This is a genomic window from Arthrobacter sp. 2RAF6 (genome assembly GCF_052115205.1).
Lineage (GTDB): Bacteria > Actinomycetota > Actinomycetes > Actinomycetales > Micrococcaceae > Arthrobacter.
Genome location: NZ_JBFRGF010000006.1, coordinates 110,673 through 129,514, shown reverse-complemented (window position 1 = coordinate 129,514; position 18,842 = coordinate 110,673). Strand labels below are relative to the sequence as shown.

The 18,842-nt window shown below is 58.9% G+C and carries 23 protein-coding genes; 1 reads left to right on the top strand and 22 read right to left on the bottom strand.

Features of this window, described 5'->3' with window-relative positions:
- Positions 1–173 precede the first annotated feature (173 nt).
- Together AB4Z38_RS07150 and AB4Z38_RS07145 are read right to left on the bottom strand one after the other, a co-directional pair.
- Positions 174–1,349, bottom strand: coding sequence for a hypothetical protein (locus AB4Z38_RS07150; protein ID WP_441429077.1), 1,176 nt, complete (start codon positions 1,347–1,349; stop codon positions 174–176).
- 272 nt (positions 1,350–1,621) lie between these two features.
- On the bottom strand, positions 1,622–4,396 hold the full coding sequence (locus AB4Z38_RS07145; RefSeq protein ID WP_441429076.1) for a phage tail tape measure protein: 2,775 nt from the start codon (positions 4,394–4,396) through the stop codon (positions 1,622–1,624).
- 226 nt (positions 4,397–4,622) lie between these two features.
- On the opposite strand from AB4Z38_RS07145, the gene AB4Z38_RS07140 reads away from it, so the two are divergent.
- The gene (locus AB4Z38_RS07140; protein ID WP_441429075.1) at positions 4,623–4,832 is read left to right on the top strand and encodes a hypothetical protein; all 210 of its coding nucleotides are present in this window, start codon (positions 4,623–4,625) and stop codon (positions 4,830–4,832) included.
- On the opposite strand, the gene AB4Z38_RS07135 is transcribed toward AB4Z38_RS07140, so the two are convergent.
- The 20 genes from AB4Z38_RS07135 to AB4Z38_RS07040 all read right to left on the bottom strand — a co-directional run bounded on the left by AB4Z38_RS07135 (position 4,829) and on the right by AB4Z38_RS07040 (position 18,708).
- A complete protein-coding gene (locus AB4Z38_RS07135) occupies positions 4,829–5,134 on the bottom strand; it encodes a hypothetical protein (RefSeq protein ID WP_441429074.1) in 306 nt (101 codons plus the stop codon). The two genes, AB4Z38_RS07140 and AB4Z38_RS07135, sit on opposite strands and share 4 nt — an antisense overlap.
- A gap of 65 nt (positions 5,135–5,199) precedes the next feature.
- On the bottom strand, positions 5,200–5,775 hold the full coding sequence (locus tag AB4Z38_RS07130) for a hypothetical protein (protein WP_441429073.1): 576 nt from the start codon (positions 5,773–5,775) through the stop codon (positions 5,200–5,202).
- A 42-nt stretch (positions 5,776–5,817) separates the two neighbouring features.
- Positions 5,818–6,138 carry a hypothetical protein gene (locus AB4Z38_RS07125; RefSeq protein WP_441429072.1) on the bottom strand — a complete coding sequence of 107 codons (321 nt, stop codon included), beginning with the start codon at positions 6,136–6,138 and terminating at the stop codon, positions 5,818–5,820.
- An 83-nt stretch (positions 6,139–6,221) separates the two neighbouring features.
- Entirely contained in the window at positions 6,222–6,713 is a 492-nt protein-coding gene (locus AB4Z38_RS07120) for a phage tail tube protein (RefSeq protein ID WP_441429071.1), read from the bottom strand.
- Positions 6,713–6,943 carry a hypothetical protein gene (locus AB4Z38_RS07115; protein WP_441429070.1) on the bottom strand — a complete coding sequence of 77 codons (231 nt, stop codon included), beginning with the start codon at positions 6,941–6,943 and terminating at the stop codon, positions 6,713–6,715. Before AB4Z38_RS07115 ends, AB4Z38_RS07120 begins: the two co-directional genes overlap by 1 nt.
- A gap of 62 nt (positions 6,944–7,005) precedes the next feature.
- Entirely contained in the window at positions 7,006–7,419 is a 414-nt protein-coding gene (locus AB4Z38_RS07110) for a hypothetical protein (protein WP_441429069.1), read from the bottom strand.
- Positions 7,416–7,799, bottom strand: a complete 384-nt coding sequence (locus tag AB4Z38_RS07105) for a hypothetical protein (protein ID WP_441429068.1) — start codon at positions 7,797–7,799, stop codon at positions 7,416–7,418. Before AB4Z38_RS07105 ends, AB4Z38_RS07110 begins: the two co-directional genes overlap by 4 nt.
- Positions 7,796–8,251 carry a DUF6093 family protein gene (locus tag AB4Z38_RS07100; protein ID WP_441429067.1) on the bottom strand — a complete coding sequence of 152 codons (456 nt, stop codon included), beginning with the start codon at positions 8,249–8,251 and terminating at the stop codon, positions 7,796–7,798. Before AB4Z38_RS07100 ends, AB4Z38_RS07105 begins: the two co-directional genes overlap by 4 nt.
- On the bottom strand, positions 8,248–8,814 hold the full coding sequence (locus AB4Z38_RS07095) for a hypothetical protein (RefSeq protein WP_441429066.1): 567 nt from the start codon (positions 8,812–8,814) through the stop codon (positions 8,248–8,250). The genes AB4Z38_RS07100 and AB4Z38_RS07095 overlap by 4 nt, the downstream gene beginning before the upstream one ends.
- Positions 8,815–8,835: 21 nt before the next feature.
- Positions 8,836–10,014, bottom strand: a complete 1,179-nt coding sequence (locus AB4Z38_RS07090; RefSeq protein WP_441429065.1) for an SU10 major capsid protein — start codon at positions 10,012–10,014, stop codon at positions 8,836–8,838.
- Between the two features lie 26 nt (positions 10,015–10,040).
- A complete protein-coding gene (locus AB4Z38_RS07085) occupies positions 10,041–10,703 on the bottom strand; it encodes a hypothetical protein (protein WP_441429064.1) in 663 nt (220 codons plus the stop codon).
- A gap of 80 nt (positions 10,704–10,783) precedes the next feature.
- Positions 10,784–11,848, bottom strand: coding sequence for a hypothetical protein (locus AB4Z38_RS07080; protein WP_441429063.1), 1,065 nt, complete (start codon positions 11,846–11,848; stop codon positions 10,784–10,786).
- Between the two features lie 2 nt (positions 11,849–11,850).
- Positions 11,851–13,335 (bottom strand): phage portal protein, encoded by a 1,485-nt coding sequence (locus AB4Z38_RS07075; RefSeq protein ID WP_441429062.1) that lies wholly within the window; start codon positions 13,333–13,335, stop codon positions 11,851–11,853.
- 8 nt (positions 13,336–13,343) lie between these two features.
- Positions 13,344–14,891 (bottom strand): hypothetical protein, encoded by a 1,548-nt coding sequence (locus AB4Z38_RS07070; RefSeq protein WP_441429061.1) that lies wholly within the window; start codon positions 14,889–14,891, stop codon positions 13,344–13,346.
- A 64-nt stretch (positions 14,892–14,955) separates the two neighbouring features.
- Positions 14,956–15,462, bottom strand: coding sequence for a hypothetical protein (locus AB4Z38_RS07065; RefSeq protein WP_441429060.1), 507 nt, complete (start codon positions 15,460–15,462; stop codon positions 14,956–14,958).
- 662 nt (positions 15,463–16,124) lie between these two features.
- Positions 16,125–16,625: a hypothetical protein gene (locus AB4Z38_RS07060; protein WP_441429059.1), complete on the bottom strand. Its 501-nt coding sequence runs from the start codon at positions 16,623–16,625 to the stop codon at positions 16,125–16,127.
- Positions 16,626–16,770: 145 nt separating this feature from the next.
- The gene (locus AB4Z38_RS07055; protein ID WP_441429058.1) at positions 16,771–16,902 is read right to left on the bottom strand and encodes a hypothetical protein; all 132 of its coding nucleotides are present in this window, start codon (positions 16,900–16,902) and stop codon (positions 16,771–16,773) included.
- Positions 16,903–16,910: 8 nt separating this feature from the next.
- Positions 16,911–17,711, bottom strand: coding sequence for a ribonuclease H-like domain-containing protein (locus AB4Z38_RS07050; protein WP_441429057.1), 801 nt, complete (start codon positions 17,709–17,711; stop codon positions 16,911–16,913).
- The gene (locus tag AB4Z38_RS07045) at positions 17,699–17,932 is read right to left on the bottom strand and encodes a hypothetical protein (RefSeq protein ID WP_441429056.1); all 234 of its coding nucleotides are present in this window, start codon (positions 17,930–17,932) and stop codon (positions 17,699–17,701) included. Before AB4Z38_RS07045 ends, AB4Z38_RS07050 begins: the two co-directional genes overlap by 13 nt.
- A 428-nt stretch (positions 17,933–18,360) precedes the next feature.
- Complete coding sequence (locus AB4Z38_RS07040) at positions 18,361–18,708, bottom strand: HNH endonuclease signature motif containing protein (protein WP_441429101.1); 348 nt, start codon at positions 18,706–18,708, stop codon at positions 18,361–18,363.
- Between the last annotated feature and the right edge of the window lie 134 nt (positions 18,709–18,842).

The window sequence follows — 18,842 nt, the reverse complement described above, 5'->3', positions numbered from 1 at the left end:
ACCACTGAATACGGAACGCCGCCGAAGCGCCCGCACCGGACATGGCCGTGACATTCAGGATGATCGCCACCCAATCCGCGTCAGAATTGAGGACTTTTGAGACTGTCGCCACTGTTGACTGTGTGATCGTCCCGGAAAAAACGGAATCTGCCGTAGGCATGTGAACCCTTTCGTTAGACGCCCGAAGGGCTCTTCAACACATCGAGATAGGTTTTGGAAGCCAACGCTGTTTGCGCCGCCTGATACGTGGCCCACAACGCCGCTACCGTCCCGTATGTCCAGACGGGTACTAGAACGTTCATCGACGGGGCAGCGACAAGCGGTGACTTGATAGCCCAGTTCGTTATCTCGCCGCCCCACTTCGTGTCGAACGGTTGCTCGATAGCGGACTTCGGCGCGATGTAGCACAGGCCCGGCAACTCCGAATCCCACGGTGCGATAGGTCGCACGAGCAGAACCCCGGCTTGCATGAGTAGATTGCGGAGGTCCGTTGTCTGCTGAGCCGCCGCGGTGATCATGGACAGGTCAACGTTCCCCGCAGTTTGCCTCTGCCCGATCAGGGCAACAGGGTCAGGGGAACCAAGGATCTCCACCATCGTCACACCCGCGGCGTATTCAAAGTCCTGCAACGCTTGACCGCGTAATGCCGGCTCACCGTTCGGGCCGATGTCCCCGTAGATCGGGATGGCCGAGGACGGCACCAAAGGATCCTGGATGCAACCCGACGCTGCACTGACCGTAGTGGTTTGCTGCGTCACACCCACGCCGTTATTGAGGCCCGAGGTAACTTCGAGGTCGTAGGCGATCATCTGACCTAGCGGGGCCTCGTAGTCGATGACGAAGTTGGATCCGTTGACGGTCCACTTCCGGGCCCCACGCACCGCCTGACGTTTGCCGTCAGCAGTCCGCCACACGTTCACCACGTTATCCGTGGGGGTGACATCACTGATCGTGACTTCCACACGGGGACACGGATCAAACGTGGGCTTCGTGACAAGCGCAATCGCAGGGGTGTAGGTGGTCGCCGCGGAGGTCGAAGCGTCCGCCGTGCCGGTCCATGCGTACATGACGGAGTTGGCGTTCACATAGGATCCGTCGAAAACCGTGCCCGCGGTCGCCCCTGTTTCAAGCAGCAGGAACCCGATATCGAGGGTGTCACCGTTAGCCCAGTTCACGCCGAACCCGGATGTCGCGACAGCCTGCAACACAACACGATCAACACCGGCACCCGAAGTAGGCCCGTTGATGGGGATCGGCGCGGACCAGACGTTAGCGGTCAAGGCCGTAGTGGTGGAAGTAAACTGTGAGCCGACGTTCGTTGACGTGTTGTCCTGGAACTGGGCAGTCAACGAAACGCTCTGCGTCTTCGAACACCGAACCACAACAGCCGTCGAATACTGCGTCGAAGCTGACAATCCGGTTTGCAGGTATGAGGCCCCGCCCGAGACGGCGGTTGTCGCTACCGTCCATGACACCCGGTAAAACCCGGCAACACCCGTAAAGCCAGTGCCGGTATTCCGGGCACCCGTGGCAGTACCACCAGTACCCGCAACCGCACTATAGCCGGTCGCGTTCGTACCACACTTAGGGTTCGTGACACGGTTCGTGCGCGTAACAACACTCATCGAGCAGCCCTCCTATTCGCGTCACTGTTCGCTGCACTGATAGCACCGGCAGCGGCCTGCCGTGCGATACCGCGGAAAGTGCCCATGACCTCGCCCGAATCCAGCACAAGGGTTCCCGTCATCTGCATGTCCCCGCCGTTAGAGAGTTGAGTCATGACCGGCGCCGCGGGGGCAGCAGCCGCATACATTGGGCGCACACCGCCACCGCCGTTGTGCAACTGCTTACGGAACGCGTACACAGCCGCCTGACCACCCATCGCATCCACATCCGAATCGGACAGCACGTGCTCACCAGGGGCCAACACGGATCGGATAGAGTCAACGCCCTTCGAACCAGCGCCGGTCACCGCACCGCCAGTAGCGAAAGCCTGCACCGAAGCGCCCGCCGTGCCAGCGTCCGAAGCACGGTCACGGACAGCCGTACCAGACTCCGTGTACTGCACGTGGATCGCGACTTCCTTGTAATCCCGGATCGCGTCAACACCCTGACGGATGCCATTCAGCTTCGCCATGGAATCCGCATAGTTCTGGATCGCGGTGTCAATGTTGACATCCTTCGGGATACCCAAGGCTTTACGGGCCATGGTGTCCGCCGCGTCACCAGTGATCCCGAAGGCCGCATAGTTGGCAAGGAGATCGTTGTATGAGGTGTTGAGGTTCTTGCTCAGTTCCTCTTGGGAGTCGCCGTTCTTCGCGTTCGCCTTGACCAGTGCCAGTGAAGAACTCGCTACATCATCAAGGGCCTTCTGGTTAGCGCGGCCCTTCTCCGTGTGGATATCAAGGGACTTGCCGTTCTGCTTGATCGAAGCATCCACCGCATCAAGTGACGCGTAGTAATTACGCAACGCGTCATTCGCGGACAACTGGATAAGCCCGGAGTTGACCATTGAAGTTACAAGCTTGTCCAAGTCAACGACGGTTCCCTGCGCCGAGATGCCAACATCCGAAAGTGCTTTCGCCTGCTCAGCCGAGGCCTTAGCCGCAAGCTCAGTGGCCTTCGCAGTACCCTCGGTGGATGCCTGCGCGTCCTTCATCGTCTGAGGGATACGCCCCACCGCAAGATCAAGAAGCTCCTGATCGGTCAGTGAAACCTTCATCTCCGAGGCATACTTACGGAGCGAATCCATGTACTGCGGGAACGACTTGGCTGTTGTCGCCAGTGAGACACCGTGCTTGTCAGCCTCCACTGCGATCTTGTGGAAGTTGGTCGATGCAACCTCAAAGCTGCCCGAGTTCGCGAAGTTCGCCAACGACCCGTCAACCTGATCCAACTGATCACGTGTCGTCTTTAGTGCGTCCGGGATCTTCGCCACATCGTTGAACCACTTATTCACGGTCTGGTCGAAGTTCATGTTGTTGATACGGTTCAGGGCATCACCGATACCGTTGATGTCATCGACATGGCCACCGGCCCTGAGACCCTTGAACAGCCCGTCCACCGATGCAGTACTTGCGTTCTGCATCTTCAAAAGGGCCTGCGTTGTTTCCTCCACGCCCTTGATGGCTGGGGCCATCGCATTTCCCAAAGCGGCAGCAGTGGCAAGGATGGCGAACGCTGCCGCAGCAACACCAGCGGCCTTCCCAAGGCCGGTAAGCGCGGACTGCATGCCAGGACTGGCCGTAGCTATCGCCGTACGGAAAGCTTTGTAGGCCTCGATTGACTCGTGGATTTTCGGAATGAAGGTAAGCAGCCCGCCCACGGCAAGCAGCACCCCGCCCGAGACCGCCGCGAAAGTCATAATGGCTCCCTGCGCGGCGGGGTCCATCTTGTTGAAGCCGGTAATCACGTCCGTGATGGCTTTCACCGCGGGCCGTAAAGCACCATCAGCCGCGGAGCCCATCTGGATCATTCCGGTTTCGACCGCTGCCTGAAGCTTCTTGAAGTCGCCTTGCAGGGAGTTCATTTTTCCTGCGGCTTGGGCAGCCGCGAACCCCTGATCGTTTACGTCCTTGATCCACTGCTGGATCCCAGTAGATCCTTCCTTCATGAGTACAGACGCGGCACGCATAGCATCCGTACCGAAAATCGTTGACAGGGCCGCGTTCCGCTGAGCATCCGAAAGATTGCCAAGCTTGTCATGCAACTGACCCGCAAGGTCAGTCACACCAACGAATGCACCCCTGGAGTCGTAGGCGGAAATCTTGTACTCGTCCAGCACCTTCTGGGCCTGCTTCGACGGGGAAGCAAGGGACAGGAACATGGTCTTCATGGAAGTACCGGCGTCAGCACCCAACAGGCCCGCATTAGCGAACGCAGACAGGGTGCCAACAGTGTCATCAATTGTCAGCCCGAACTGTGCCGCAATCAGACCGCCCTGCTTCAGCCCGTAGCCGAGATCCTCTACGCCGCCAAGGGCCTTGTCAGCACCAGCGGCCAGAAGGTCAGCGACGTGGGGGACATCCTTACCGGACAAGTTGAACTGAGTGAGCGCGATAGTCGCGATCTCAGTCGCCTTGCCCACGTCGATCTGACCAGCCGCCGCCAGCGCCAAGGCACCCGGTAGTGCGCCGCCAATCATGTCCTTCACGGACACGCCAGCCTTCACCAGTTCAATCTCAGCGTCAGCAACATCATTCGCAGACAAACCAAACGCCGTACCCATAGTCAGGGCTGACTTGGTGAGTACGTCCATCTCACCCGCCGAAGCGTGCGACAACGACTGCACCTGAGCCATGCGGCCAGCGAACTCCGAATACGCCGCAACAGCCACGCCGATACCGGCCAGGATAGCGCCGCCCATGATCGCCGCGCCCTTACCAACGGTCTCCATGTTCTTCTTGTTAGACTCCATGAAGCCCTGGGTTTGGCGCGAAGCATCGCCGGAAGCCTGCCCCAACCGGGAGAAACCAGCACCCGTCCCATTCAGACTTGTCTCGGCCTCGTGCAAACCCCGAGACAGGGCTGTCGTGTCCGCCCGGACAACAACATCAATCACATGGTCATTTGCCAAGGCGGGACTCCTATTTAATTTGGGCGGATCCTGTTAGGATCACCGCATGACAACTGACACTGGGGTACGGAAGCCAGGATCGCGCTTGACTGGTGCAGGCCTGGTGATCGCCGTCATTGGTGCGATCCTTTTGATCGCCGGGATCATCGGCAGTGGAAGCATTTCCGCGTTCTCCGCAGCGATAGTCGTTGTGGGTCTTGTCGTCGCGGGGGTTGGATTCGCTCGCCGGGTTCTTGCCGCCCTCGAAAGCCGCTAGCCTTCAACTTTCCGGACGATCCAGACGTGCCCTGCACGGTCGGCGTCCGGGTACTGCTTGTAATACGCCTCAGATGCTTGATCGCGTGCCTGTGCTGCGTAGTCCACGAGCGGCAAGCCGGGGGCATTCTCAATCCCAGCAACAAACCTGTACTTGCGTTTGGCGTTGCCAGGGTCAGCGTCAGGTGAGACGGCCTCACTGAGTAGCTGCCCGTGCGGGCCGAGGTCCGCTTCGTAATCCACCAACGCCGCCAGCAACTCGTACTGCGACGCGTCAAACTCAGGTTCAGGGGTGGAAGACACGAGCACGCCGTCATCGTCATACTCGTAATGCGTGGTCGGTTCCCACCCCCACAACCGCTTAGGGGCTATTCCGAGGTCGCGGGCAAGTCTGACATCCCGGTAGAGTCGGGCGTCTTCGTGGAGTCTTTTTTTAGGAACCCCACCCCAGCCCAACCATCAGTCTCATTCAGCCGGGTAACAGCACCCCAGATCCGGTCAAAGTCCCCACCGGAAAGGTTCTCCCACAAGTCAGCCCACTCATCAGCGGGGATGCTCTCGGTCGTGTCACCGTCAACCAGCCACCCGCCGGCCTCAGCCGCAGCCTTAGTCACCGCAACAGTGTTGTACCCCTTACGGGCGTCAACCGCCACACCCTCAAGCGGCGGACGCAACGCGATGATCCCGTTCCAACGGTCAAACGACAGGGCACGGAACCGGAGAGTCACAAGGTCATCGCGCATCTCCGATTCGAGCGCATCAATCTTTGCCTGCACCTCGGCAACCGCAGCTATCGGACCCATCGTGGTACGCGGGCCATCAGCAGCGTCACCCAACTCCCTATACAACCGGTCACGCTCAACACTCGCCTCACCATTGAGGCAAACATCAACGTCTTCATACCGGAAACTTGCCTTGTCCAGGCTCTTACGCAACTTCGACATGTGGGACTCCTAAAGTGTGGGTAGTGGGACTGGGTAAGACTTTTAGACGGGGGTGTACATGATCACGGCGGCAGTCACCGTAGTGACAGACGAGTACGTGATCGTGGCGAGCTGCGTGGACACGGCTGCGTAAACCTTCAACACCGGGATCCACGCCTCACCACCAGCAGCAACAGTGATGACCTTCGACGGGTACGCGTCACCGGTCTCCAACGTCTTCGGAGACGCCAGAGTCACAGTGATAGGCGAACCCGAACCGTTCTTCACGATCAGGACCGTGCCAACCGGGGCAGTATCCGAAGTTGTGGGGGTGGCATAGGTCGGGGCCGTGCCAGCCAGAGTAGGAACAGAAGTGGCCTGCATAAGTGATGCCTCTCAATGGTTCTGAGTGGGACAGGTGGGGCCTGCCGCCCGCGGTCCCACAACGCACGGGCGGCAGGGGCTTGTTAGGCGACGAGGATGCCGTCAGTCAGAACAGCGCCAGTAATGGCAAGCATCTGCTTCTTCGTGAACACGCCATTCGCGGTCGGTGCACTCTTCTCCTGGATGCCGCACTTCACCGGGATCGCGTCAACCTTCTGACCGGTCGCCAGTGCGGTAGCGTTGGGGACCGCGTACCGGACAACAATCCAGCCCGAAGTACCCTGAGTCATCGCAGCGCTCGCGACATCGCCGGCGTCACCGAAGATGTACGTCACGTCAAGGGATTCCTTGACGCGGCCAAGGTTCTGCAAGTACTGAACCAGTGTCAGCCGGTCATCCTGCACCATTTCCTGAGACGTGGCCCGGTTGAAACCAGACGGGGTCAGGGAATAGGTGATTGCCTTCGTGGTGCCCGCGGTCAGGTTCGCCACGGAAAGCGGGTTGCCCGTAGGGACGAACAGCACCAGAAGGTTGCCGTCAGACGCTACGGAGAGTGGGGTAGCTTCAAGAGCCATTAGTTGTTCTCCTTTGTGGTGCCGTCAGACGGCGGTTCTTCCGTCGCCGGGGATTCCGACGCTGGGTCTTCTTCGAGTGCCTGCGCAGCACCGGCAGCCAGTAGCTCGGCTATGTGCGCGGCAACTTCCGGGTCAAGCGGGGTGAAGTCTTCGGGCCATCGCTCCAGCCAGGTTTCGTCAACCTCGCCTTCGTCGCCCGTGTGGTTATTGATCACTGGGATCAGTGCCATGTGGTGCCTCCAAAGGGCATAAAAAATGCGCCCCATGGAGGCGCTAAGAATTGGGAAAAGGATTAGGTTGCTCGGCGGGACGTGAGCGTGAAAACATCCGTGATGTATTGCGGTGCCGGGTTCACCGACGTGTCAGGCATGGCAGGCATCGAACGGTAATGCTTGACCGCGCTAGGTGCCCAACCCGTGACAACAGGACGCCAGCCGGCGAACTGCCCGATCACATGCTCGGAGAAGTACCCGGCTTGATCCGTGTCAACACCCACACTGTGGGCCGTGACCCGAAACTCAAGCATCGTCGGGGTTTCGGATGACTCCCGCTCAGCATCGAAATGGTTGGTAGCCACGGTCACAGCAACATACGGCGGGAGAACCGGGGCAGCATTAGGATCAACAAGCCCGTCAATGACCTTGCCCACCATCGCCGGATCAGCACGCAACCTCGCCAGCAACGCCGCCTTGTGCGCACGGATCATATCGCCTCACCAACAGCCATGTTGACGCCCTTCACAAGATCCTCGACGTTCCCAGCAAGGGCAGGCTCAAGGGCCGGTTTCGCACCAGTAAACGGCGTCCCGTATTCCAACGGAATCGCCGCCTGCTTCCAACCCTTCACCGGACCAATCCAACCCTCAACAACACCCTTCGACGGGTGCTTGATCTCGTACTGGTAAGTCGATGCTTGGTGCCTGACATACGGGCCAAGAACTTCGCGTGCGTTCTTCTTCGCGTCATCCTTCACATGCCGCGAAGTGACCTCAACAGCCTTCGTCACATTCCGGCCCACAGCCTGATCGGTGAGCTTCAAGCCCTCGATCACGCGCTCAATCCCGTTAACCTCGATACTGAAACTCACGTGTACGCCTCCACAAAGAAACGCCGCGCCGTACCATGCGTCTGACCAGCAAGGCCACGCAACCTATACCGCGCACCAACAAGGCCAGGGTCAACGGAAGTGTTAAACACCACCACATCCCCATCACGCACGTTCGCACTCGCAACCACAGGCAGATCAAGACGTGCATTCGTCACAGCCTCAACCTGACCAATAGCGTTCGTGTCCTTCGGCGGACGCGGCTGCACAACCACCCTGCACGGACCCGCATAAATAGTCACCGGGTTCACCGGATAAAGACCAGTCGTCTCATCCAACAAACCAGACGCCGGTTCCAGACCATCAATAGGGGGCTGCCCGTTTGATGGGATTACCGCCCCATTCGCGCTAGCCCTCGTGATCGTGCACGTGTCATCCATCATCGACTCATGCCACTTACGGCCAGCAAGAGTCAGTGCCGCTGCGGTACTCATGCGGAACCTGTCACATACGCTGTGGTGCCATACGCTGCGCGGAGTTGCGCGACAACACGGTCAGGGAGGGTGTAACCACCCAAGCCGTTCTCGGCGCTCTGTGACCACACCAGCTTGAAGTCATCGATGGACACCGACGAGAGCCCGCCGTTACCCAACATGCCCAGCTTCGTCACAGCGTCAATGACCTGCGCCGCCAGCACGCAGCACCAGGACACGAGCGACTGAGGCGCCGCAGCGTACCCGGCAGTGAACGTGATCGTAGCGATACCGTTCGTGTCCGTTTCGAACCCGCCGTCATAAACGTCATACGTCATGAACGTGTTCGGGATGCTCACGGAATCCAACGAAATTACAGGCTGGATAGGGAGACGGTTGAAAATCCCCGCCCAAACCTTTGTTGTATAGGACACTTGGGCGGCAGGGAAAACCTGCCACCCAAGAATGTCCCGAAGGTGCGCCGAAGCGTCATCAAGCAAGGTTTGAACCCACGCGATGTCCGCCCCGGCGTAAACCACCTTCGTCCGGGCTTGGAGGTCAGCAACCTCAGCAAAACGAGCCATAATTACTGGCCTCCAATCCGGTTAGAGGGAGCAGCCAGTCAGGATGCCGTGAGATGTCTCCACGCCGTACGCGAGACCAACTTCGCCGTAGAGCTGCACATCATCAGACGCACCGGTCTTCGCCAGAGGCTCAGCGAAGAAGTGGCCCTTACCCGGAACCTCAAGGTAAACCGGGGAGCACTCGCCAAGGGACACCAAAGCAATGGTGTCCTGCGGCACAGCACGGTCAACCATCACGCCGAGGGTGCCGAAGTCCGTAATGATCGTGGACATGCTGACACCGCCCATAGTGCGGTTGTCGTCCTGGAATTGCGTGGTGTACGCCTTGGACAGGTTGACCTTCTGAGTGGAGTTCACAAGGAACACCGCCGACAGTTCATCGTTGATGCCGCCGTTGTCGTAGACCTGCTGCGCAAGGCCGTTGACCTGATCACGGGTGACCGCCGTAGCGGAACCACGGGTCAGGTTGATGCCCGAACCGGTGCCCACAGTGATCGGGGTGCCGCCCTTGGTCAGGGACACCTTGAACGAAACCGTAGTGGACACGGCAACGACGTAGTAGGTGCGCCCAAGAGTCAGAGCCGCGCCAGTGTTCGCGGTGAAAATGATCTTGTCATTCACAGCCAGGGCGTGAGTGACAGTGATCGTGTCAGTCGCGGACGTGGCGCCCGTGTACGAGACAGCGTCAGACTGCGCAGACCGGTTGGTCTGGATGGCCGGCAGCAGACCGCGGGTGCGAGCAGCCGTGGTGTTGTCGGTCGGCTTCTGGTAAACACCGTTGATGAAGGACCAGTTGGCGTCACGCACCATCTGGGTCAGCATCTGGCGGGTCTGCCAGTCAACCTCGTTCAGGATCGGGTTGGTCTGATCGTTGTTCGTACCAGCCTTCAGACCAAAAGCGGCCTGCTTGGTGTACGAAACGGAGACCTTTTCCTGGTGGATCTGAACCACGTTGGTCACGTTCTGGCGGACACGGTTCTGCGCATTCGGGGCAGTAGCACCCTGCAACGCGGTGTTCTGGCCGGGGATGCGAAGGTCGTAGGCTTCCCACTCGAACTCGGTGGAAGTGACCTGACCGCCACCGTTCGACAAGCCACCAATGGTGGAGAAGAACGGTGTGGACGTGGGGGAAAGCTGGTGCAAGACACCTGTGTAGTTGGGCAGGTTATAGGTTGTGCCCAACCCTGTGATTCCGGACAAGGAATCCTCCTAAAGGGGATTGTTGTTTACTCGCGGTTTGCGAGTTTCTGGTTTTGCAGTGAAATGACCCTCATGACATCGCCCGCCTTGTTCGCTGCGGCGATTTGCTCGTCCAGCGTCAGGGGGGTTTTCGGCAGGTTGGCCGGATCCGCAGGAACCTTGGGCACACGCGGGCCTCCGCTTTGCGCGGAGAGTTTTCCAAGGTGAGGCTTACGCTTCACCAAGTCTTTGAGCGCATCAGCGATCTCTTCCGGGTCGAACTCCCCGTCAGCGTCAGCCTCGAACTGGGTAAGATCCAGGTTCAGGAGCGCGTCCGTGGGGTCGATGAGCAGATCTTTCGCGGCGAGCTTCAGGTCAGCCCGCAACACGCGCTCATTGGCTTTGGACATGGCGCGGGCGTCAGCCTCACGCTGCCAGTCCTCCGCTGTCTTCTCATCCCCCGGCTTCGGAGCCTTCAGCGCAGCAAGTTCATCAAGCGCAGCCTTGGCCTTCGCCCTCTCGGCCGCAAGCTTGGCTTTCATGGTGTCAAGGGCACGCTTGCCGGGTTCGCCTAGCGCGTCGGAGCCATCAGGATCCGCATCGGCGTCACCATCAGCGTCAGATGCAGCGCCATCGGGTGGAGTGTCATCGCCATTCGCTGCGCCCGGATCGGCGTCAAGCGGAGCGGGAGGGGTAATGGGTTCAGGCATGGTAATTGCTTCCTTCTCCCCGTTGCGGGGCATAAGAAAACCCCCTGCCATTGCGGCAAGGGGTTGTGGGACTTGTGTGATTAGTGGATGTAGGAATACTGCCGCAACAGACGGATAGCCTCGTCACGGTTGTTACCGGCGATTTTGAAGATCTCTTCAGGCATCAGACGGGCTTGAACAGTTCGCGTGTACTTCGACGGGGCACCATCCTTCGTGAAAGACCGCTGTGTAGCCCCGTACAGGCCACGCTTCGTCGTCCCCTCACGGGTTGCCTTCTGTCCGTCCTTCGTCACGTACATGCCTTGGCGGGCGTTCACCACTTGGTTCATGTCAGCCCCGGCGTCAATCGCGTCCACGCCAGCCTTACCGAACGCCTTCACCCGTTCAGCAGGAGACAGCGACTCGTAATAGGCCTTCGGATCTGTTGCCGGGTAGTCATCAACGTTCTCGTCAACAGGTATATGCGTGCAATGACACCGCGGGTGCCGTAGGAACGGCGCCTGCTTGTGATAATGCTTCCCCGCCAGGATGATGCAGCGCGAGCAAGCCCCCGCTTGTATCATCCGCACATACGACTGTGGACGGAAATAAGGTTTCACCAACCCATCGGAACCTTTGACGTATGTGTGACCGCCCGGACCCTTGAATGGCTCAGCCGAAACAGGGGCAGGCGCGTCACGCATGAACATCGCAACCATAGACGCCGACGAACCAGCACCCGCGATCTGAGACTCAACCGCAGTCCGCAACGCAGCAGCCCCAGCATCCATAGCACCAGACACCGAAAACCCCGACGCAATCGCACGCTTCGCGTTGATCGGCCCCGTTAACAACAGCCCATTCATGGGCCTGCCGTCATCAGTGAACCCCGCAGCAAAACCCTGCGGCTGCAACCCGGCCTCAGTGAACGACACCGCACCGAACGCGTCAGCAACGGACTCCATATACGGGTCAACGTTCGCGGCCATCACAAACTGCGCACGCTGCACCAAAAGCGCAGCCCTAGCCGCAACACCACCCCAGCTAGCGGACATCGACGTAGGATTCACCCCACGCCACAAACCCACGACCACCGAAGCGGTACGCGCCGCAAGACTGATCTGCCGCGCCTGGAAATCAGCGGCAACCTCAGCAACCGCGCCCACAATCAGCCTGCTACAGGAGCAGGACTAGGCGGGTTCACCGGAGGCGGCGCACTCGCGTTCAACAGGTCGCTGATACCAGCGGCCATGTTCCTTTGCGTCTCTGCGTCCTTCATGTCCATGATCCGGGTGATCTCCGAAGGCGAATGGCCGTACTTCTCCAACAGGTACTCGAACGGGTAACCAGACTGGATGTCCTTCACCATCGCGTCAGCCCTCTGGGCCTCGGAACGGGAATTCGAATCCTTCCAATCCACACGCCCAAGACGAGCCTCTTTCGCCATCTTGTCATCCCCGAGCTGCAAAGCAATCAACTCGAACACGTCCTTGACACGCGGCGTGAAGAACTCCTTAGCCTGCGTCACCTTCTGCACCAGCCCAGCCTCAGCCGCCATGATCGCCTCAGCAGACATGTTCGACATGCCATTACTCGTGATCAAATACTGCGGCGGCGTCCTGGTCTGCGCAGCGATATGCTGGACAGCTTTCTCAATCGTGTCCGTGAACACGTCAAGCTTCGCGGAATCGAACTGACCGATAGAGGTATTCTCGCCAGTCAGCCACAACATGCGGCCCTGAGTCAGCTTCTCCTCATCAATGTCCCGCTCACCGATCTTGACCCCGTTACTGTCAATGATCGGGATCTTCGGCGGCGCTTGCCCCATGATCACGCGGGCAGGCATCGACGCATAGTCAGCAGCGTTGAACAGGTACGCCCAGAGTAGGTTGATGGCGTTCTGCATTGGGATAACGCCCTGAATCTCAGACAACGGCCCCTTACCGAGGACCGGACGATTCGGGAACTCCACCAAGGGCACACGCCCCAGATGGTTCACACCCGAGTTCTCTTCGTCCATGACCCAGCCGCCATCAAACGACAACGAACTAAGCACAGTCTCAGGAAGCGCTAGGCCGGTGAACCCGGCAAACACGCGGGCACGGGAAAACTTGTACACGAAATCGTCATCGTAAAGAGTGACGAACTCCTTATTCGCGTCCAGGTCATCCCAGATCACCATCCCGTACTTACGGCGACGGTTCGTCTCCGCGTCGTACCAGACAATCGCCTGACGGGCATCACGCCACGTGATAATCGGCTCACCGTTAGGGTCACCCCACACCAACGCGAACGAACGCCGGCTGATCATCGCATCTAGGAACCCCTGAGAACTCCACGAGTCCTGCTCATTCATCAACCACGCATCATAGAGCTTCTTCTCACGCGTAGACTGCCGCGAACCCTTCGAAGACGGCAGACTGAACCCCTGGACGGCGATCCGCTCCGAAGCCGCGTTGACCACAACCTCGCACCAGTTATCCGTGAAGCCCTTATAACGAGAAGAGTTGAAGTTCTTCCATTCCTTCGACGCGAAGGCGAGAGGCTGGTTACCCTCATAGAATTCCTTGAACTCGGTCGCCTCCTGGCCCCGATACTGAAGGATCCGGTACAGCTTGTTTACCTGTTCCGTTGCGTCCTGCTTCGTCAGCATCCGGGCTCCTAAAACACGTAAACGTACTGGTCTGCGTCAGGCTGATTAGCGCCCGAAGCCACCGCATCAGCAGCAGCCTCATGCGCGAGCACGGACGACATGGCAAGGTCAATCTTTTGCAACTCGGAAGCCTTACCGAGGATGTAGGTCTGGCCCTGACGGGCACGCTCAACCGCGTTCCGCATATGGAAACCAGTGGTCTCGCAACCGTCATGGGAGAACTTCGAATCCGGCTCAACAATGTCCGTTTTCATCCGCTCCAACGAGGCGTGCATCTGCGAGATACGGTTCGTCCGCCACTCGAAGAAAATCTTGTCCCCGTACTTCGCTTTCCACTCATCCAGCTCGGTCTCGAACTTGAACGGGTCACAGTAGGCGCGGATGATCTCGAACTGGTTGTTGATGTCTTCCCACGCCCGGTGAATCTCCGGACGCGGCACACGGCCCTGCCAGTTCCGCGGATCCCAGATCGTCTCCCGCTCACCGTCGAAATAGCGTGGCGTGAACTGGTGAAAGTCAAGGGTCTCCAACCGGATCCCGGTAACGTCATTCGTTTCGGAACCGTCAAACCCGGCGCAAACCTTCGTGCGCGGCTTCACGGACGTGACAGCCTTCCGCGATTCCCACTGACCAGACTGCAACCATGACCGCGAACCAGCCACGATCCGGTTACCGAAGAACCGTTCCGCCTCAGCCGGGTTCGCTTCCATGACAGAAGCCGCCTCAGCCTCAATCGACCGGATATCCACCCAAGGGGAATGTCGGTAATTGAACGCGAAAATCTTCTTCCGATCAGCCTTCAGTTTGAAATTCAGCTTCGGATCAGGCGGAAAATAGTGCTTGTAGACATCCTTCTGCCGCGACTCGTGCAAGTCCTGGGCCTGCGAATTCTCGGCAGGGTCATAACAGTTAGTCGAAGACGACAACCGCCCACCCATACCAGCAGCGCCACGCGCCAACGTCCGGTAGAACTTCTTCATCTTGTTCGAATCAGTCCACAACCCGGTCTCATCACAGAAACCAGCACTGATACGCGCACCAAGACGCCCATCAGCCTTGCTAGTCACCGTCTCGATACGAGAGTCACGGTTCTTATTCGGATGCTTGATGAACGCCTCACCCGTCACCAACAAATCAGCGAGCGGGCCACTATCAATCATCGGAACAAGGGCGCCCCAAGTGTTCTCCACCTGATCCTCAACCACAGCAGCGATCTGGATACGAGGAGTAGCCCACGGACGGCCCTTAGGCTCACCAAGCGCGTACTCATACACCCAACCGCACGGGCAACCATGATCCTTACACCGGTAAACCTCACCAGCAGCAGCGAACCCATCGAAAAGCGCAGGCCCAACGAACTCGAAACACGCCTGCGCAGCGATACCAGGAGACTTGCCAACCTTCTGGGCAGCAATCCAAATCCCGTTACGATACACAAACGCGGTGTTCTTCTCACCGGGCTTAGCGGTAGGCCGGATCTCGTAGTAGTTGCCGAGGTAGACAATGTGATCCAGTGTCGGACGGAACGGCTCACGCGCCGTGTCACCATCAGGCACACGGCAATGCGCGAACATCCAATAAGCAGCCAAACGACCAAGAGTCAGAGCCGGGACAGTACCCTCATGCTCCACGAACCTTCACCCCGGAAAAGAGATCAGTCACGTTCCCAGCCGGCTGCGCAGCGGCCTTCTCAGCCTCAACTTCGGCAGACATTTCCTTATGCCCACTGAAACGCCACTTGTTCCGAAGAAGACCATCCGTAGACAGCCCCAACATCTCCTGCTGACGCCTCATCTCAGCCAACAGCGGGGCAGACTTCACACTAATAGTCGCCTCAACCACCGTCAGGAGCCGCACATACAACGCCACAGCAGTCTCCTGCTTATCCAGGATCCAAGCCGGCGCCTGACCCTGACCCCACAACGAGTCCCACAATTCCAGCTCACGCTCATGCCGGAACAACGGCGCCCCAGTCTCCGGATCATTCGGATCATCCAAAGGCCACTCAGGCGAATCATGCGGCCACGAATCAGGCAAAACAACCCAATCAGCACCATCACGCTCACGCGCAAACGCATCCAAATCAGCAACAGGACCAGACCTAGCTCTAGCACCACCACGGGCCATGACAGCCTCCAAACTCCCCATTGCGGGGGCCGAAGAAAATGCCAACAGCATTGCGCTGCCAGCCAGTTTGAAACCCTTTGAACCCAGCGCCGGTTTTTTTGCCCTTCCCGGCGCGTCCCTATCCGGGGGTGTTGAGGGGGGCCTCCCCCACCCCTTGGGGTCCTGGTGTGCCCCATGGTAGGGTCACTCTGGTCGGTGCCATCCGCCTGCTTGTCGTTGTGCTGTTTGTTGCTTGTCGCACGTGGTGCATAGGCCGCGTCCGTATTGTGGATCATCTGGGTCCATGTTGAGTGTGATGAGGTCTTGCCTGCCGTGTGGGTAGTGGTCGGCTACGACTGAGGGGCGGATGTGGCATATGACGCAGATGGGGTCACGGTCGAGCACGCCTAGCCTGAAGCGGATGCGGTGGCCTTTGGTGTTGTATGCCTTGGTGTTGTCCCAGTGCTGGCGTTGTGCCTTCTTGGCATGGGTGGGGCAGCGTGCCCCTGGTCCTTCGTGGATGGTGGGACAGCCAGCAACGGAGCAGATGCGACTAGGCATGGAGCCATTCGACTTGGACTAACTTGTCAGTAACTTCGAGTGGCGTTATCCAGCGGTCCACAGTGGGTGTGATCCCAATGGCTTCGCACTTGATAAGAAGTACGTTGATTGCGTCCTGCATGTCATGCATGTCCTGCATTGCTCACCTGCGCTTGCTGCTCTAACGCGTGTTGGAAGTCTGCTGGTGTGACGAGGGTGGTATCTTGGGTGAAGAGTCTGATGCCGCCTGCGTTGAGTGCCCGGTTGCAAAGGTCGGAACAGTCCACGTTGGGGCGGCGGTTGAGCCAGCCACGCACCCAGAGTGGGATGGGCCAGCCGGTGACCTTGTGTAGGCCGAGGATGACCAACACGGCGGTGTTGTAGGGCAGGTTGATCATGGACAACGCGGCTTTTACGATTCGCTCCCGTTGCTCGTCTGTCAGGTCAAAGTCTGAGTTGACCAACGCCGGGTACTCTGCCACCGTGCGGATACGTACTCTTGGCCGCTCGGCACTGACACAGAACCCGTAGCCGATGTGGATCACCACGTGGTGGGTGATTGAATCCGTGGCCCACTCTATGGACTCACCTATCCAGTCCGTGGCGTGTTGCCTGAGGCCTACCTGACCGGCAAGTTCGGTCATAGTCAGCCTCCATATGGTGTAGCGGTGACGCTCGTTTTGGTGGGCTGGCGGGTAACGATCCCGCTCACATCCCATGGATGTGAAACCTTCTCAGCCCGGTCAATACCACGTCCGGATCCAACGCCGCGGACGGTAGAACAGGTGCTTATTCATCGTCGTCCCAGCCGGTTTGTGCTTCGGCCCAGTCGGCGTGTTCGAACTCGTGCTCGATGGTTTCCATGTTTGCTCGTGCGGCGAGGGCTTCAAGGTAGGCGCAGATAGCGTCATACAGGCGCATGATGCCTCCTACCGTGCGGAGCGTGTCTGTGTGGCGTCTTGCAGTTTCTTGGTGCCGCGTACCCAGTGGCCGCAGGGGCATTGGTACATGCGGTACTGCTGGACGTTCGCGCGTGACGTTCCGGCCCGGTACTTGGACAGGTCGGAGTTGCCGCAGACGGGGCAACCCCATTCGTTGCCGGTGAACATGGACAGGTGCGGGTGGTTCGGGATCCAGGCACGCAACCGGTCGTAGAGCTTCTCGGTGAGGACCACGTCTTGGATGTTGTATTTGCGCATCCGGTCCCACGCGGCTTCGTCACCGGCCATGCATTTGACCCAGAGTTCGTGGCCCTCATGGGAGGCTTTCTTCCCGAGGCCGAGCTGTTGGGCGACGTGGTCGAGTTTCCCTGACGCGAATTTGAACTGTTTGCGGACGGTCAGGAGCAGGTCAACGTTCTTGTAGGGTGCTGGCGGGTTGAGTCCGGCGAGGATGAATTCACGGTTGAGGTGTTTCATGTCGAACCCAGCGGAGTTGTACCCGACGATGAGATCGGCTTCTGAGACGAGAGCGTGGATCTTGTGAATCATCTCAGTGTGGCCGTCGTGGTGGTCGCTGTAGAACAGCACGTTCTTGTCGCCGTACCATTTCGCGGCCACGCTGATGACTGTCGCGGTTTCCTGCAACTGCGCCAGTGACACGTTCTGATTGAACAGTGACCAGACGTGCGCCAAATTGGGTGCGTTCTCAATATCCAAGGTCAGGGTACGGACACTCTCACGCGCCTTCGGGGCGATCCTCGGGGCAAGCTTCTTGGCTATAGCGCCCATGCGGGGCTCTTTTCGCAGGTGCAGATGTTGCGGCGGTGACGCTCAACGGTCTTCGTGGACACGTTCACGCCCGCGTCTTGGAGGGCGATGGCGATGGCGTGGTGGCCTTGTGCCGAGTTGAGCATGGCGTCGATGGCGTGGTGGTCGTCAGCGTCCAAGGCGGGGTCTGTGGCTATGCGTGTGAACGCGCAGCCCCTGGTGTCGTACTCTCGACGGTTCATAGCTCATCCCTTGCTCATGCGGGTGAAGTGTTTGCTGTCAGGGTTGTGATTCCTGCGTGACAGCTAGGCAGGTTGTGCGTTCCCCGGCTGACGCCCTCCCAAGGGGGCTGTACGTTTCGGGGAAGTATTTGAAGTGGCAAGGGCGACAGGACTCGAACCTGCAACCTGCGGTTTTGGAGACCGCCGCTCTACCAGTTGAGCTACGCCGATATGTGCCATTTGCCGCACGTCTGCGGCTCGTCCGGGGCAATGGCTTGCCCACTGCCTTTCAGCTTGAGCCCTTATCGCATGGCATCAGAGGCGTCCGGGACTGATTACCCTCGCTGGCAGCCCATCAGATGAGCAGCTAACAGGCTTGACGTGGTGGAAACCCGCATTGGCATACGCCCAGAGGGGTACGTCACCACGCTTTACCAGCGAGGGTAAGACTAAGCGACTCGGTCGAGGTCGTTGTGAGTAAATAGCTCATTGCGTTTTGTAATTACGACAGCTTCTGCTTCGGCTAGGCTGTCATAGCGGCCTAGATTGAGCCTCTTGCTGTTATGTCGCGTGAAAGCGATCCATTTTTGTCGGTCCTTTGACCACGAGACGCCGCGCACGCCAGAGGTGTTATTGCTTCTCCACCCAGTCAAGTTTTCCATGTTCTGCTTCCGGGTGACTAAGCGTAGATGCCCTGGCTTTACGCATCCCCGGTTGTGGCAGGTGTGGTCGATCTCCATTCCTGGAGGTATCTGCTCTTTGGATATTTCGTATGCGAAACGATGCGCCTTCACCATCCCCCTGGTCGCCCTGATCCTCCCGTAACCCTGAGCATTCTTGCTGGCTGTCCATTCCCAGCACTCGCCGGACTTGTCTACCTTGGACCAGAAGCGTTCCTCGTCGGTGAGTTTCGGCCAGCGCGGCATATTTT